The sequence below is a fragment of the Streptomyces sp. URMC 127 genome (genome assembly GCF_051386535.1).
Taxonomy (GTDB): Bacteria; Actinomycetota; Actinomycetes; order Streptomycetales; family Streptomycetaceae; genus Streptomyces.
In genome coordinates this window covers 1-14,834 of the sequence record NZ_JBPQTW010000180.1, presented here as the reverse complement: position 1 = coordinate 14,834, position 14,834 = coordinate 1, and the positions used below count along the sequence as shown (strand labels likewise).

Here is a 14,834-nt window from a genome sequence, read left to right as displayed (position 1 = left end):
CGCCCGGCCCGCGCCCCCGCCGAGCGCTCCCCGCCCCGGCTCCTCCAGCCGCGTCCGGGCCCGCCTCGCCCGCCTCGGCGTCCAGCGCTCCAGCCCGTACAACCCCGTGCTGGAGCCGCTCCTGCGCATCGTCCGCGGGAACGACCCCAAGGCCGACGCGACCACGCTCCGCCAGATCGAGCGCGCCTACCAGGTCGCCGAGCGCTGGCACCGCGGCCAGAAGCGCAAGAGCGGCGACCCGTACATCACCCACCCCCTCGCCGTCACCACGATCCTCGCCGAGCTCGGCATGGATCCGGCCACGCTGATGGCCGGCCTGCTGCACGACACCGTCGAGGACACCGAGTACGGCCTGGACGACCTGCGCCGTGACTTCGGCGACCAGGTCGCCCTGCTGGTGGACGGCGTCACCAAGCTCGACCGCGTCCAGTTCGGCGAGGCCGCGCAGGCCGAGACCGTCCGCAAGATGGTCGTCGCCATGGCCAAGGACCCGCGCGTCCTGGTCATCAAGCTCGCCGACCGCCTGCACAACATGCGCACCATGCGCTACCTCAAGCGGGAGAAGCAGGAGAAGAAGGCCCGCGAGACCCTGGAGATCTACGCCCCGCTGGCGCACCGGCTGGGCATGAACACCATCAAGTGGGAGCTGGAGGACCTCGCCTTCGCGATCCTCTACCCCAAGATGTACGACGAGATCGTCCGGCTCGTCGCCGAGCGGGCCCCCAAGCGCGACGAGTACCTCGCGATCGTCACCGACGAGGTCCAGGCCGATCTGCGCGCCGCCCGCATCAAGGCCACCGTCACCGGCCGCCCGAAGCACTACTACAGCGTCTACCAGAAGATGATCGTGCGCGGCCGGGACTTCGCCGAGATCTACGACCTGGTGGGCATCCGCGTCCTCGTCGACACCGTCCGCGACTGCTACGCGGCGCTCGGCACCGTCCACGCCCGGTGGAATCCGGTCCCGGGGCGGTTCAAGGACTACATCGCGATGCCCAAGTTCAACATGTACCAGTCGCTGCACACGACGGTCATAGGCCCCAGCGGCAAGCCCGTCGAGCTGCAGATCCGCACGTTCGACATGCACCGCCGCGCCGAGTACGGCATCGCCGCGCACTGGAAGTACAAGCAGGAGGCCGTCGCCGGCGCCTCCAAGGTCCGCACCGACGTGCCCAAGAACGCCGGCAAGAACCAGGACACCGTCAATGACATGGCCTGGCTGCGGCAGCTGCTGGACTGGCAGAAGGAGACCGAGGACCCGGGCGAGTTCCTGGAGTCCCTGCGCTTCGACCTCTCCCGCAACGAGGTCTTCGTCTTCACCCCCAAGGGCGATGTCATAGCGCTCCCGGCCGGGGCCACCCCGGTCGACTTCGCCTACGCCGTCCACACCGAGGTGGGCCACCGCACGATAGGGGCCAGGGTCAACGGCCGGCTCGTGCCGCTGGAGTCCACGCTCGACAACGGCGATCTCGTGGAGGTCTTCACCTCCAAGGCGCCCGGCGCCGGCCCCTCCCGCGACTGGCTGGGCTTCGTCAAGTCGCCCCGCGCGCGCAACAAGATCCGGGCCTGGTTCTCCAAGGAGCGCCGCGACGAGGCGATCGAGCAGGGCAAGGACGCCATCGCGCGCGCCATGCGCAAGCAGAACCTGCCGATCCAGCGCATCCTCACCGGCGACTCCCTGGTCACCCTCGCGCACGAGATGCGCTACCCCGACATCTCCTCCCTCTACGCCGCCATCGGCGAGGGCCACGTCGCGGCGCAGGGCGTCGTGCAGAAGCTGGTCCAGGCCCTCGGCGGCGAGGACGCGGCCACCGAGGACATCGAGGAGACCGCGCCGATCCGCGGCCGCTCCAAGCGGCGCTCCAGCGCGGACCCGGGCGTGATCGTCAAGGGCGTCGAGGACGTCTGGGTGAAGCTGGCCCGCTGCTGTACGCCGGTGCCGGGCGACCCCATCATCGGCTTCGTCACCCGCGGCAACGGCATCTCGGTGCACCGCGCCGACTGCGTCAACGTCGAGTCGCTCTCGCAGCAGCCCGAGCGGATCATCGACGTCGAGTGGGCGCCCACCCAGTCCTCGGTCTTCCTGGTGGCGATCCAGGTCGAGGCGCTGGACCGCTCCCGGCTGCTGTCGGACGTCACGCGCGTCCTGTCCGACCAGCACGTCAACATCCTCTCGGCGGCCGTGCAGACCTCGCGCGACCGGGTGGCCACGTCCCGCTTCACCTTCGAGATGGGCGACCCGAAGCACCTCGGGCACGTGCTCAAGGCCGTACGGGGCGTGGAGGGCGTCTACGACGTCTACCGCGTGACGTCGGCCCGCAGACCGTAAGCCTCCAGGCATGAGTAAGGGGCTCCGGCAATAGCCGGAGCCCCTTACTCATGCCTCATGCGGCCGTTCTCAGCCGCCGAACTCCTCAAGGCCCTTCAGAGCCTGGTCCAGCAGGGCCTTGCGGCCCTCCAGCTCCTGCGCGAGCTTGTTCGCCTTGGCGTCGTTGCCCGCGGCACGCGCCTTGTCGACCTGCTCCTGCAGCTTGTCGACGGCCGCCTGCAGCTGACCGGTCAGCCCCGCCGCACGGGCTCGCGCCTCCGGGTTCGTGCGCCGCCACTCGGCCTCCTCGGCCTCCTGGATGGCGCGCTCCACCGCGTGCATCCGGCCCTCGATCTTCGGGCGGGCGTCGCGCGGGACGTGGCCGATGGCCTCCCAGCGCTCGTTGATCGAGCGGAAGGCGGCGCGAGCGGCCTTCAGGTCGGTGACGGGCAGCAGCTTCTCGGCCTCGGCCGCGAGCTCCTCCTTGTGCGTCAGGTTGACCTGCTGCTCGGCGTCGCGCTCGGCGAACACCTCGCTGCGCGCCTGGAAGAAGACGTCCTGCGCGCCGCGGAAGCGGCTCCACAGCTCGTCCTCCGCCTCGCGCTGCGCACGGCCGGCGGACTTCCACTCCGCCATCAGCTCGCGGTAACGCGCGGCCGTCGGGCCCCAGTCGGTCGAGCCGGACAGCGCCTCGGCCTCGGCGACCAGCTTCTCCTTGGCCTTGCGGGCCTCCTCGCGCTGGGCGTCGAGGGCCGCGAAGTGCGCCTTGCGCCGCTTCGAGAACGCCGAGCGGGCGTGCGAGAAGCGGTGCCACAGCTCGTCGTCCGCCTTGCGGTCCAGCCGGGGCAGGCCCTTCCAGGTGTCGACCAGGGCGCGCAGCCGCTCGCCCGCGGCCCGCCACTGCTCGCTCGCCGCCAGCTCCTCGGCCTCGGCGACCAGCGCCTCCTTGGCCGTGCGCGCCTCGTCGGTCTGCTTGGCCTTCGCCGCCTTGCGCTCCTCACGGCGCGCCTCGACCGTCGCGACGAGCTTGTCGAGCCGGACCCGCAGCGCGTCGAGGTCACCGACGGCGTGGTGCTCGTCGACCTGCGTGCGCAGGTGGTCGATCGCGGTCATCGCGTCCTTGGCCGACAGGTCGGTGGTCTTGACCCGCTTCTCGAGGAGGCCGATCTCGACGACCAGGCCCTCGTACTTGCGCTCGAAGTAAGCAAGGGCCTCCTCGGGAGACCCGGCCTGCCACGATCCGACGACCTGCTCACCGTCGGCAGTACGCACGTACACGGTCCCCGTCTCGTCGACGCGGCCCCATGGGTCGCTGCTCACAGCGCCTCCTCCACATGATGCCGGGGCCGGCGTGCGGCCCTCGCGCATCGTCCACAGTTGTTCCGGGCAGGGCCGCGCCCTGGCCGGTCCGACGGCTTCATCATCTCTTGATCATTCGGGTGCGGGCAGCCGCCGGATCAGGCACCCTACACAACGCCAACATAGGCGACCGGCGCCCTGGCTGTCCGTATCCCGCGCGACCGAAATTTCGCTGAGCGGGCAACGACCGGGCGCCGGAAGCCTGATCGGACGGCCGGGGCCGGTGTCAGGACTTGGCGACCGCCGCCTTGTCGATGACCACGGTCGCGTTCGGGGCGCCGTCGCCGGCGCCGGACGCCTCACCCGCGTCAGCGATCTTCTTGAGCGTCTTCATGCCCTCGGCGCCGATCGTGCCGAAGGGCGTGTACGTCGGGGGCAGCGGGCTGTCCTGGTAGACGAGGAAGAACTGGCTGCCGCCGGTGTGCGGCTGGCCGGTGTTGGCCATCGCGACCGTGCCCGCGGGGTAGACGTTCCCCTTCAGCTTCGAGTCCTTGAGGTTCTCGTCGGGCAGGGTGTAACCCGGGCCGCCGTTGCCCATGCCCTTGGGGTCGCCGCACTGCAGGACGTAGATGCCGGCGGTGGTCAGGCGGTGGCACTTGGTGTGGTCGAAGTAGCCCTCGCCGGCCAGGAAGTTGAAGGAGTTGACCGTGTGCGGGGCGTTCGCCGCGTCCAGCTTGACGTCGATCGTGCCGCAGGTCGTCTTCAAGTCCATGGCGTACGACGCCGACTTGTCGATGCTCATCTCCGGCTCCGACTTCCACGTCCTGGTGGCGGGGGAGCCGGGGGCGGGCTTCGCGCACGGGTCGGGGCCCTTGCTCGGGGCCTTGGAGGTCTCGGGGGCCGCGGCGTCGGTCGTGTCCTTCTTGCCGTCGCCGGACAGCGCGCCCGTGGCGTACGCGGTCACGCCCGCGGCCAGCACCACCGCGAGGGCGGCGGCGATCACCGCGTTCCGCCGGCGGGCCTTGCGCCGGGCCTCCTCGCGGCGCTGCTGCTGCCGCTCGAACTTCTCCCGGGCGAGCTGCCGCCGCCGCTGCTCGTTACTGACCACCGGGTCTACTCCTCATACCGACTTGTCCATGTCATGAGCCCTGTGTTGCTGGTGTGCCCGTACCGTATACGGGTTCGCGGCCGCGCAGGTGCCGCCGGTAGGCTCTTGTTCGCAGCCGGTGACCCCCGAGGGGCGTCGCGGCCGCACCGCTGATGAATTTCTGCTGGTCGATCTTTAAGGACGAATGTGCTGATTGCCGGGTTCCCCGCCGGGGCCTGGGGGACCAACTGCTATCTGGTCGCCCCTGCCGCCGGCGAGGAGTGCGTGATCATCGACCCGGGCCACCAGGCGGCCCCCGGGGTCGAGGAGGCGCTCAAGAAGCATCGGCTCAAGCCCGTCGCCGTCGTCCTCACCCACGGCCACCTCGACCACGTCGCCTCGGTCGTCCCGGTGTGCGGCGCCCACGACGTCCCGGCCTGGATCCACCCCGCCGACCGCTACATGATGAGCGACCCGGAGAAGGCCCTCGGCCGCTCCATCGGGCAGCAGCTCATGGGCGAGCTGACCGTCGGCGAGCCGGACGACGTCAAGGAGCTGACCGACGGCTCCCGCCTCGACCTCGCCGGGCTGGAGTTCACCGTCGCGCACGCGCCCGGCCATACCAAGGGGTCGGTGACCTTCCGGCTGCCCGAGACCTCCGAGATCCCCTCGGTCTTCTTCTCGGGCGACCTGCTGTTCGCCGGCTCCATCGGACGCACCGACCTGCCGGGCGGTGATCACGCCGAGATGCTCCGGTCGCTGGCACGCGTGTGCCTGCCCCTGGACGACTCGACCGTGGTCCTCTCCGGCCACGGCCCCCAGACCAGCATCGGCCGCGAGCGCGCCACCAACCCGTACCTGCGGGAAGTGGCGGACACGCTGCGCGGCTCCGGAGGCGGCCCTACCGCCGCTCCGCGAAGAGGAATGTGACGATTTTCCCGTGAGTACGTTCAAGGCCCCCAAGGGCACCTACGACCTCAAGCCCCCCACCTCCGCCGTCTACCTCGCGGTCCGCGAGGCCATCGCCGCCCCGCTCAAGCGGGCCGGCTACGGCTACGTCGAGACCCCCGGCTTCGAGCAGGTCGAGCTCTTCTCCCGCGGCGTCGGCGAGTCGACCGACATCGTGACCAAGGAGATGTACACCCTCACCACGCGCGGCGGCGACCAGCTCGCCCTGCGCCCCGAGGGCACCGCCTCCGTGCTGCGCGCCGCGCTGGAGGGCAACCTCCACAAGGACGGCAACCTGCCCGTCAAGCTCTGGTACTCCGGCTCGTACTACCGCTACGAGCGCCCGCAGAAGGGCCGCTACCGCCACTTCTCGCAGGTCGGCGCGGAGGCCATCGGCGCCGAGGACCCGGCGCTCGACGCCGAGCTGATCATCCTGGCCGTCGACGCCTACAAGTCGCTCGGTCTGCGCAACTTCCGCCTCCTGCTGAACTCGCTCGGTGACAAGGAGTGCCGCCCCGTCTACCGCGCCGCCCTGCAGGACTTCCTGCGCGGCCTGGAGCTGGACGAGGACACCCGCCGCCGCATCGAGATCAACCCGCTGCGCGTCCTGGACGACAAGCGCGAGGAGGTCCAGAAGCAGCTCGCCGGCGCCCCGCTCTTCCGCGACCACCTGTGCGAGGCCTGCAAGACCTACCACGAGCAGGTCCGCGAGCTGCTGACCGCCGCGGGCGTCGAGTTCGAGGACGACCCCAAGCTCGTCCGCGGCCTCGACTACTACACCCGCACCACCTTCGAGTTCGTCCACGACGGCCTGGGCTCGCAGTCCGCGGTCGGCGGCGGCGGCCGCTACGACGGCCTGTCCGAGATGATCGGCGGCCCCGCGCTGCCGTCCGTCGGCTGGGCGCTCGGCGTCGACCGCACGGTGCTCGCCCTGGAGGCCGAGGGCATCGCGCTCGACCTGCCCGCGCCCACCGAGGTCTACGCCGTCCCGCTCGGCGAGGAGGCCCGCCGGGTCCTGTTCGGCCTGGTCACCGAGTTGCGCCGGCAGGGCGTCGCCACCGACTTCGCGTACGGCGGCAAGGGCCTGAAGAACGCGATGAAGTCGGCCAACCGCTCCGGCGCCCGCTTCGCCGTGATCGCCGGCGAGCGCGACCTGGCCGAGGGCAACGTGCAGCTCAAGGACCTGGAGAGCGGCGAGCAGAAGGCCGTCGCCCTCGCCGATGTCGTGGGTGAAGTCCTGGCCAAGCAGGGCTGATTGCTCGTCCCGTGGTGCAGAATGGGCGCCAGGGACCGACTGATGGGATCAACGGCGCTATGACCACTTCGGCACTCGACCGCTCCGAGACCGACGGCGACGAGCGGGACGGCCCCGCGACGGGCGCCGCGGGCGGCAGCCGGGCGTTCGCGCTGCTGCTCGTCATCACGGGTGCGCTGGGGCTGCTCGCCGCCTGGGTCATCACGATCGACAAGAACAAGATCCTTGAGGCCAAGGCGGTCGGGAAGACCTTCACCCCCGGGTGCAGCCTCAACCCGATCGTCTCCTGCGGCAACATCATGGAGAGCGAGCAGGCCCACGTCTTCGGGTTCCCCAACCCGATGCTGGGGCTCGTCTGCTACGGCGCGATCATCGCGATCGGCCTGGCGCTGCTCTCGGGCGCCCGCTTCCCCCGCTGGTACTGGCTGGGCATGGAGGCCGGCACGCTCTTCGGCGTCGGCTTCTGCACCTGGCTGCAGTACCAGTCGCTGTACGTCATCGGCTCGCTGTGCCTGTGGTGCTGCCTGGCCTGGGTCGCCACGATCTTCATGTTCTGCTACGTGACCGTGCAGAACGTCCGGCACCGCTTCATCCCGGTGCCGGACGGCGTGCGCCGCGCCCTGCTGGAGTTCCACTGGGTCGTGCCGGTGCTGTGGATCGGCATCATCGGCATGCTGATCCTCACCCGCTGGTGGGACTTCTGGACGGGCGGCACCGCCTGACCGCCGCCGCACGCATGGCTTGATCGACGCCGCCGGACCTCTCGGTCCGGCGGCGTTGTCAGTGGGGTGGCATAGGGTTTCGAACGTGGAGCCCGATCTGTTCACCGCCGCCGAAGAGGACCGCCGGGAGAAGGACCCCGCGAGCAGTCCGCTGGCCGTCCGCATGCGCCCCCGCACCCTCGACGAGGTCGTGGGCCAGGGGCACCTGCTCAAGCCCGGCAGCCCCCTCCGAAGGCTGGTGGGGGAGGGCAGCGGCGGCCCCGCCGGCCCCTCGTCGGTGATCCTCTGGGGCCCGCCCGGCATCGGCAAGACGACCCTCGCGTACGTGGTCAGCCAGGCCACCAACAAGCGCTTCGTGGAGCTCTCCGCGATCACCGCGGGCGTCAAGGAGGTGCGGGCCGTCATCGACGGCGCGCGCCGCGCCTCCGGGGGCTACGGCAAGGAGACCGTCCTCTTCCTCGACGAGATCCACCGCTTCAGCAAGGCCCAGCAGGACTCCCTCCTGCCCGCCGTGGAGAACCGCTGGGTCACGCTCATCGCGGCCACCACGGAGAACCCGTACTTCTCGATCATTTCCCCGCTGCTGTCCCGCTCCCTGCTGCTCACCCTGCAGGCGCTCACCGACGAGGACCTGAGGGGCCTGCTGCACCGCGCCCTCACCGACGAGCGCGGCCTCGGCGGCGCCGTGACCCTGCCCGAGGACGCCGAGGCGCACCTGCTGCGGATCGCCGGCGGCGACGCCCGGCGCGCCCTGACCGCACTGGAGGCCGGTGCGGGCTCGGCCATCGCCAAGGGCGAGTCCGAGATCACCCTGGAGACGCTGGAGGAGTCGGTCGACCGGGCTGCGGTGAAGTACGACCGCGACGGCGACCAGCACTACGACGTCGCGAGCGCCCTGATCAAGTCGATCCGCGGCTCCGACGTGGATGCCACGCTGCACTATCTGGCCCGCATGATCGAGGCGGGCGAGGACCCGCGGTTCATCGCCCGGCGACTGATGATCTCGGCGAGCGAGGACATCGGCCTGGCCGATCCGACGGCCCTGCAAACGGCGGTCGCCGGTGCGCAGGCCGTCGCGCTGATCGGCTTCCCCGAGGCGCGGATCACGCTGAGCCAGGTGGCGATCGCGCTGGCGCTGGCCCCGAAGTCCAACGCGGCCTATCTGGCGATCGACGCCGCCCTCGCGGACGTCCGGGCGGGCCTCGCCGGCCCGGTGCCGCCGCACCTGCGGGACGGCCATTACAAGGGCGCGGAGAAGCTGGGTCACGCGCAGGGGTATGTGTATCCGCACGATGTGCCCGGCGGCATTGCGACACAGCAGTACGCGCCGGACGCGGTCCGGAGCAAGCGGTATTACTCGCCGACGCGCTACGGCGCGGAGGCGCGCTACGCGGATGTGGTGGACCGGGTGCGGTCGCGCTTGCGCGGCGAGCGGGCGGAGCAAGAGGGCTGATCGGATCCGGGCACCGCCGGTCAGGTCCGTACGGCGTCTCGCCGTCGCGGCGGATTCAAGGGACGTGCCCAGCGCCCTTGGATCCGCCGCGACGGCGCGTAACCCCCCGTGATGGTGTCCGGCGGTGCCGAACCGTGCTCAGCCCGGTAGTGAAGCGGGCGCCGGCCCTAATCGGCCGCGGCCTCGAACAACCGGTGCATCGCCCGGCGCAAGCCGACCACGTCACGGACCGGCTCCGGGAACTCGAAGCGCGCGTCGAAGGACCGGTCCGCCGGCGCCCCGCGGCCCGCCCGGGTGAACCGCACCCGCAGCCCGAAGCGGTCCAGCGCCAGCGGCACCGCCCGGTCGCCCGCGCGGCGCGCCTCCTCGGCCCGCTCGCCGAGGAGGGAGTACAGCCCGAGCACCTGGTCGCCGTGGCCCGAGTGCAGGTGCTGCAGGAGGTCGGCCTCATGGGCGACGAGCGGGTCCGGCTGGGCCCGGGCGAAGTCCTCGGGCTCGACGTCCTCCGTGCCCCACAGGTCGTCCACGCTCGCCTCGCCGGGCTCCAGGCGCACCATCATGCGGCCGGGCTCGGTCACCCCGGGCACACAGGTGACCCACCCGGAGATCCAGGCCCGGCCGCGGATGCGGCTCGGCACGGAGACGGGCGCCACGTCGGTGAGCTCCAGGACGGCCGGCAGCTCGTCGTCCTGCGCGTGGGTCGCGGCGCGCACGACGGGGCTGTCGGCGGGGAAGACGAGGAAGACCTCGCCGTCCGGGCCCACGCTGCGCGCCTCGGGCATCAGCTGGTCGGGGCGGGTGGCGGCGGCCCCGGGAACGAGCAGCACCGCGGAGCATGTACTCTGTACGAGAGTTCGTGTGCGCTCGGCTGCTGACGGCATCCGCGCGATTTCAAGTCCGCTGGGACGCGGCTGACCACGATCTGATCGGACCTCCGTCACGTCGGCGCCATCGAGAGCGCCGGTCTTCTGCGTGCTGTCCGTGATGTGACTGGTGTTCCCCGGGCGAGACATGCGATCTCCTTGAGTAAGGTAAGCCTAACCTAACCTATTCCGGAGGTCTGGAGAACGTGCCTAACCAGTCGCGTCCCAAGGTCAAGAAGTCTCGTGCGCTCGGCATTGCGCTGACCCCGAAGGCCGTCAAGTACTTCGAGGCCCGCCCCTACCCGCCGGGTGAGCACGGCCGTGGCCGCAAGCAGAACAGCGACTACAAGGTCCGTCTGCTCGAGAAGCAGCGTCTGCGCGCCCAGTACGACATCAGCGAGCGCCAGATGGTCCGCGCCTACGACCGCGCCCGCAAGGCCGAGGGCAAGACCGGCGAGGCCCTGGTGGTCGAGCTCGAGCGCCGCCTCGACGCCCTCGTCCTGCGTTCGGGCATCGCCCGCACCATCTACCAGGCCCGCCAGATGGTCGTCCACGGCCACATCGAGGTCAACGGCGGCAAGGTCGACAAGCCGTCCTTCCGCGTCGCCCCGAACGACGTCGTGATGGTCCGCGAGCGCAGCCGCAGCAAGCCGCTGTTCGAGACCGCCCGCGCCGGTGGCTTCGCCGCCGAGGGTGAGACCCCGCGCTACCTGCAGGTCAACCTGGGCGCCCTGGCCTTCCGCCTGGACCGCCTGCCCAACCGCAAGGAAGTTCCGGTCATCTGCGACGAGCAGCTCGTCGTCGAGTACTACGCCCGCTAAGACCGGGTGTGTCCCCCGGCGGAAGCCGGGGGAGCAGGACTCTCCTTCCGCCCAGCCCGTCGTTCCGCGGCCCTCGTGGCCGCGGGCCGGCGGGCTGGCGCGTTTCGGGACGGCCGGCGCTCGCACATCCGTGCCGTACGGACCGGTAATGCGGTACGGGCGCGGAGGCCCGGCGCGATAAGGTCGGAACCCGAGAAACCTCGGCAACGACAGCACAAGACAACAGCTAGGGAGCGGTGCAGCGTGTCCGGTGGAGAGGTGGCCGGGATCCTCGTGGCCGTCTTCTGGGCCATTCTGGTGTCCTTCATCGCCCTGGTGCTGGTGCGGCTCGCGCAGACGCTCAAGGCGGCCACCAAGCTGGTCGCCGACGTCACCGAGCAGGCCGTGCCGCTCCTCGCCGACGCCTCGGCGACCGTCCGTTCCGCGCACACCCAGCTCGCCCGCGTCGACTCGATCGCCGCGGACGTCCAGGAGGTCACGGCGAACGCCTCGGCGCTCTCCTCGACCGTCTCCTCCGCCTTCGGCGGCCCGCTGGTCAAGGTCGCCGCCTTCGGCTACGGCGTCCGGCGGGCCATGGGCCGCAAGGCCGCTCCCGAGCCGAAGAGCACCGTCTTCGTCGGCAGGGCGGCCGGCAGCCCGCTGCCGTCCCCCCGCGCCGGCCGCCGCCGCACCCGTGGGAAGGGTTGACCCAGGAATGTTCCGCCGCACCTTCTGGTTCACGACCGGTGTAGCAGCCGGTGTCTGGGCCACTACCAAGGTCAACCGGAAGCTCGCCAAGCTCACCCCGGAGAGCCTGGCCCTGCAGGCCGCGGACCGTGCGGTCATCGCCGGGCGCAGGGTCAAGCTCTTCGCGCTGGACGTCCGTGACGGGATGGCGCACCGGGAAGCGGCGCTCAAGGACGCGCTCGGCCTCGCGGCCGCGCCGCCCGCCCCCGAGCACCGCGCGCTCCCCGGTCAGCGCCACCTCGTTGCCCTCGACCAGCACCACACCTACCACTCGCTCACCCGGAAAGAGGACCACTGATGGAGTCGGCTGAAATCCGCAGGCGCTGGCTGCGCTTCTTCGAGGAGCGTGGGCACACCGTCGTGCCGTCGGCGTCGCTCATCGCGGACGACCCGACCCTGCTCCTGGTCCCCGCGGGCATGGTCCCCTTCAAGCCGTACTTCCTCGGCGAGGTCAAGCCGCCCTTCCCGCGCGCCACCAGCGTGCAGAAGTGCGTCCGCACGCCGGACATCGAGGAGGTCGGCAAGACCACCCGGCACGGCACGTTCTTCCAGATGTGCGGCAACTTCTCCTTCGGCGACTACTTCAAGGAAGGCGCCATCAAGCTCGCCTGGGAGCTGCTGACGACTCCCGTGGCGGACGGCGGCTACGGCCTGGAGCCCGAGAAGCTCTGGATCACCGTCTACCTGGAGGACGACGAGGCCGAGCGCATCTGGCGCGACGTCGTCGGCGTGCCCGCCGAGCGGATCCAGCGGCTGGGCAAGAAGGACAACTACTGGTCCATGGGCGTTCCCGGCCCGTGCGGCCCCTGCTCCGAGATCAACTACGACCGCGGCCCCGAGTTCGGCCCCGAGGGCGGCCCGGCCGTCAACGACGAGCGCTACGTGGAGATCTGGAACCTGGTCTTCATGCAGTACGAGCGCGGTGCCGGCGACGGCAAGGAGGACTTCCCGATCCTCGGGGAGCTGCCGTCGAAGAACATCGACACCGGTCTCGGCCTCGAGCGCCTCGCCATGATCCTGCAGGGCGTGCAGAACATGTACGAGACCGACACCCTGCGCGTCGTGATGGACAAGGCCACGGAGCTCACGGGCGTCCGCTACGGCGCCGCCCACGACACGGACGTCTCGCTGCGCGTGGTCGCCGACCACATGCGCACCTCCACCATGCTCATCGGCGACGGCGTCACCCCCGGCAACGAGGGCCGCGGCTACGTCCTGCGCCGCATCATGCGCCGCGCCATCCGCAACATGCGCCTGATGGGTGCCACCGGTCCCGTGGTGGCCGATCTGCTCGACGTCGTCATCAAGACGATGGGGCAGCAGTACCCCGAGCTGGAGACCGACCGCAAGCGCATCGAGACGGTCGCCCTCGCCGAGGAGGCCGCCTTCCTCAAGACGCTCAAGGCCGGCACCAACATCCTCGACACCGCCGTCACGGAGACCAAGGCCGCCGGCGGCAGCGTCCTGGCCGGCGACAAGGCGTTCCTGCTCCACGACACCTGGGGCTTCCCGATCGACCTCACCCTGGAGATGGCCGCCGAGCAGGGCCTCTCCGTGGACGAGGACGGCTTCCGCCGCCTGATGAAGGAGCAGCGGGAGCGCGCCAAGGCCGACGCCAAGGCCAAGAAGACCGGCCACGCCGACCTGTCCGCGTACCGCGAGGTCGCCGACGCCTCCGGCGCCACCGACTTCACCGGCTACACGCTCACCGAGCACGAGTCCACGATCGTGGGTCTCCTCGTCGACGGCCTGCCCTCGCCGGCCGCCACCGAGGGCGACGAGGTCGAGGTCGTCCTGGACCGCACCCCCTTCTACGCCGAGGGCGGCGGCCAGCTCGCCGACACCGGCCGCATCAAGCTCGACACGGGGGCCGTGATCGAGGTCCGCGACGTGCAGAAGCCCGTGCCGGGCGTGCACGTCCACAAGGGCGTCGTCCAGGTCGGCGAGGTCACCGTCGGTGCCTCCGCCTACGCCTCGATCGACGTCAAGCGGCGCCGCGCCATCGCCCGCGCCCACTCGGCCACCCACCTCACCCACCAGGCCCTGCGCGACGCGCTCGGCCCGACGGCCGCCCAGGCCGGCTCGGAGAACTCCCCGGGCCGCTTCCGCTTCGACTTCGGCTCGCCGACCGCCGTCCCCGGCAGCGTGCTGACCGACGTCGAGCAGCGCATCAACGAGGTCCTCTCCCGGGAGCTCGAGGTGCAGGCCGAGATCATGAGCCTGGACGAGGCCAAGAAGTCCGGCGCCATCGCCGAGTTCGGCGAGAAGTACGGCGAGCGCGTCCGCGTCGTGACCATCGGCGACTTCTCCAAGGAGCTGTGCGGCGGCACGCACGTCGGCAACACCGCCCAGCTGGGTCTGGTGAAGCTGCTGGGCGAGTCGTCCATCGGCTCCGGCGTGCGCCGTGTCGAGGCCCTCGTCGGCGTCGACGCCTACAACTTCCTCGCCAGGGAGCACACGGTCGTCGCCCAGCTCCAGGAGCTCGTCAAGGGCCGCCCGGAGGAGCTGCCGGAGAAGATCTCCGGGATGCTCGCCAAGCTCAAGGACGCCGAGAAGGAGATCGAGCGCTTCCGCGCCGAGAAGGTCCTGCAGGCCGCCGCGGGCCTGGCCGAGGGCGCCAAGGACGTGCACGGCACGGCCCTGGTCACCGGCCGCGTCCCGGACGGCACTGGCGCCGACGACCTGCGCAAGCTCGTCCTCGACGTGCGCGGCCGGATCACCGGCGGCCGCCCGGCCGTCGTGGCCCTGTTCACCGTGGCGAACGGCCGCCCGCTGACGGTCATCGCCACCAACGAGGCCGCCCGCGCGCTCGGCCTCAAGGCCGGCGACCTGGTCCGCACGGCCGCCAAGACCCTCGGCGGCGGCGGTGGCGGCAAGCCGGACGTCGCCCAGGGCGGCGGTCAGAACCCCGAGGCCGTCGACGAGGCCATGGCCGCCGTCGAGCGCCTCGTGGCCGAGGCGGCCTGACCCGTGCGCCGAGGAAGACGCATCTCCGTCGACGTCGGGGACGCCCGGATCGGGGTCGCCTCGTGCGACCCCGACGGGATCCTCGCCACGCCGGTGGAGACCGTGCCCGGCCGTGACATCCCCAAGGCCCACAAGCGGCTCGTGGAGATCGTCGCGGAGTACGAGCCGATCGAGGTCGTCGTCGGCCTGCCCCGGTCCCTCAAAGGAGGGGAGGGGCCGGCCGCGGCCAAGGTCCGCACCTTCGCCAAGGAGATGGCCCGCCGCGTGGCGCCCGTCCCCGTGCGCCTCGTCGACGAGCGCATGACGACGGTCACCGCGGCGCAGGGGCTGCGCGCCTCGGGCGTCAGCTCCAAGAAGGGCCGGTCCGTGGTGGACCAGGCGGCCG

13 protein-coding genes are annotated in these 14,834 nt (G+C 71.2%); 10 read left to right on the top strand and 3 right to left on the bottom strand.

Translation table 11 applies throughout. The features are described from left to right. Positions 1-2,329: RelA/SpoT family protein (locus ACSNOH_RS27025; RefSeq protein WP_436724034.1), on the top strand; the 2,329-nt coding region annotated here is incomplete at its 5' end. 69 nt (positions 2,330-2,398) lie between these two features. Here the strand turns inward: ACSNOH_RS27025 and ACSNOH_RS27020 are convergent. Both ACSNOH_RS27020 and ACSNOH_RS27015 read right to left on the bottom strand, forming a co-directional pair. Then, a complete protein-coding gene (locus ACSNOH_RS27020) occupies positions 2,399-3,628 on the bottom strand; it encodes a DUF349 domain-containing protein (RefSeq protein WP_436724033.1) in 1,230 nt (409 codons plus the stop codon). Between the two features lie 265 nt (positions 3,629-3,893). Continuing rightward, positions 3,894-4,715, bottom strand: a complete 822-nt coding sequence (locus ACSNOH_RS27015; protein WP_436724032.1) for a peptidylprolyl isomerase — start codon at positions 4,713-4,715, stop codon at positions 3,894-3,896. Between the two features lie 186 nt (positions 4,716-4,901). Here ACSNOH_RS27015 and ACSNOH_RS27010 point away from each other — a divergent pair, with 186 nt between their 5' ends. The 4 genes from ACSNOH_RS27010 (at position 4,902) to ACSNOH_RS26995 (ending at position 9,072) form a co-directional block, all read left to right on the top strand. Beyond that, a complete protein-coding gene (locus tag ACSNOH_RS27010) occupies positions 4,902-5,624 on the top strand; it encodes an MBL fold metallo-hydrolase (protein ID WP_436724031.1) in 723 nt (240 codons plus the stop codon). 10 nt (positions 5,625-5,634) lie between these two features. After that, the gene (gene hisS, locus ACSNOH_RS27005) at positions 5,635-6,897 is read left to right on the top strand and encodes a histidine--tRNA ligase (protein WP_436724030.1); all 1,263 of its coding nucleotides are present in this window, start codon (positions 5,635-5,637) and stop codon (positions 6,895-6,897) included. A 59-nt stretch (positions 6,898-6,956) separates the two neighbouring features. Next, entirely contained in the window at positions 6,957-7,619 is a 663-nt protein-coding gene (locus tag ACSNOH_RS27000) for a vitamin K epoxide reductase family protein (protein ID WP_436724029.1), read from the top strand. Between the two features lie 85 nt (positions 7,620-7,704). Next, positions 7,705-9,072, top strand: coding sequence for a replication-associated recombination protein A (locus ACSNOH_RS26995; protein WP_436724028.1), 1,368 nt, complete (start codon positions 7,705-7,707; stop codon positions 9,070-9,072). A 167-nt stretch (positions 9,073-9,239) separates the two neighbouring features. On the opposite strand, the gene ACSNOH_RS26990 is transcribed toward ACSNOH_RS26995, so the two are convergent. Next, positions 9,240-9,953, bottom strand: coding sequence for a DUF2470 domain-containing protein (locus ACSNOH_RS26990; protein ID WP_436724027.1), 714 nt, complete (start codon positions 9,951-9,953; stop codon positions 9,240-9,242). A 188-nt stretch (positions 9,954-10,141) separates the two neighbouring features. On the opposite strand from ACSNOH_RS26990, the gene rpsD reads away from it, so the two are divergent. The 5 genes from rpsD to ruvX all read left to right on the top strand — a co-directional run. Next, on the top strand, positions 10,142-10,756 hold the full coding sequence (rpsD, locus tag ACSNOH_RS26985; RefSeq protein WP_058045279.1) for a 30S ribosomal protein S4: 615 nt from the start codon (positions 10,142-10,144) through the stop codon (positions 10,754-10,756). Between the two features lie 243 nt (positions 10,757-10,999). Beyond that, entirely contained in the window at positions 11,000-11,443 is a 444-nt protein-coding gene (locus ACSNOH_RS26980; RefSeq protein ID WP_436724026.1) for a DUF948 domain-containing protein, read from the top strand. A 7-nt stretch (positions 11,444-11,450) separates the two neighbouring features. Next, complete coding sequence (locus ACSNOH_RS26975; RefSeq protein ID WP_436724025.1) at positions 11,451-11,780, top strand: DUF6167 family protein; 330 nt, start codon at positions 11,451-11,453, stop codon at positions 11,778-11,780. Then, complete coding sequence (gene alaS / locus ACSNOH_RS26970; RefSeq protein ID WP_436724024.1) at positions 11,780-14,449, top strand: alanine--tRNA ligase; 2,670 nt, start codon at positions 11,780-11,782, stop codon at positions 14,447-14,449. Before ACSNOH_RS26975 ends, alaS begins: the two co-directional genes overlap by 1 nt. Positions 14,450-14,452: 3 nt before the next feature. Further along, positions 14,453-14,834: Holliday junction resolvase RuvX (ruvX, locus tag ACSNOH_RS26965; protein ID WP_436724023.1), on the top strand; the 382-nt coding region annotated here is incomplete at its 3' end.

Coding starts and splice junctions, on each gene's coding strand:
- ACSNOH_RS27000 (WP_436724029.1), top strand. CDS start 6,957: ATGACCACTTCGGCACTCGACCGCTCCGAGACCGACGGCGACGAGCGG.
- ACSNOH_RS26990 (WP_436724027.1), bottom strand. CDS start 9,953: ATGCCGTCAGCAGCCGAGCGCACACGAACTCTCGTACAGAGTACATGC.
- ACSNOH_RS26975 (WP_436724025.1), top strand. CDS start 11,451: ATGTTCCGCCGCACCTTCTGGTTCACGACCGGTGTAGCAGCCGGTGTC.
- alaS (WP_436724024.1), top strand. CDS start 11,780: ATGGAGTCGGCTGAAATCCGCAGGCGCTGGCTGCGCTTCTTCGAGGAG.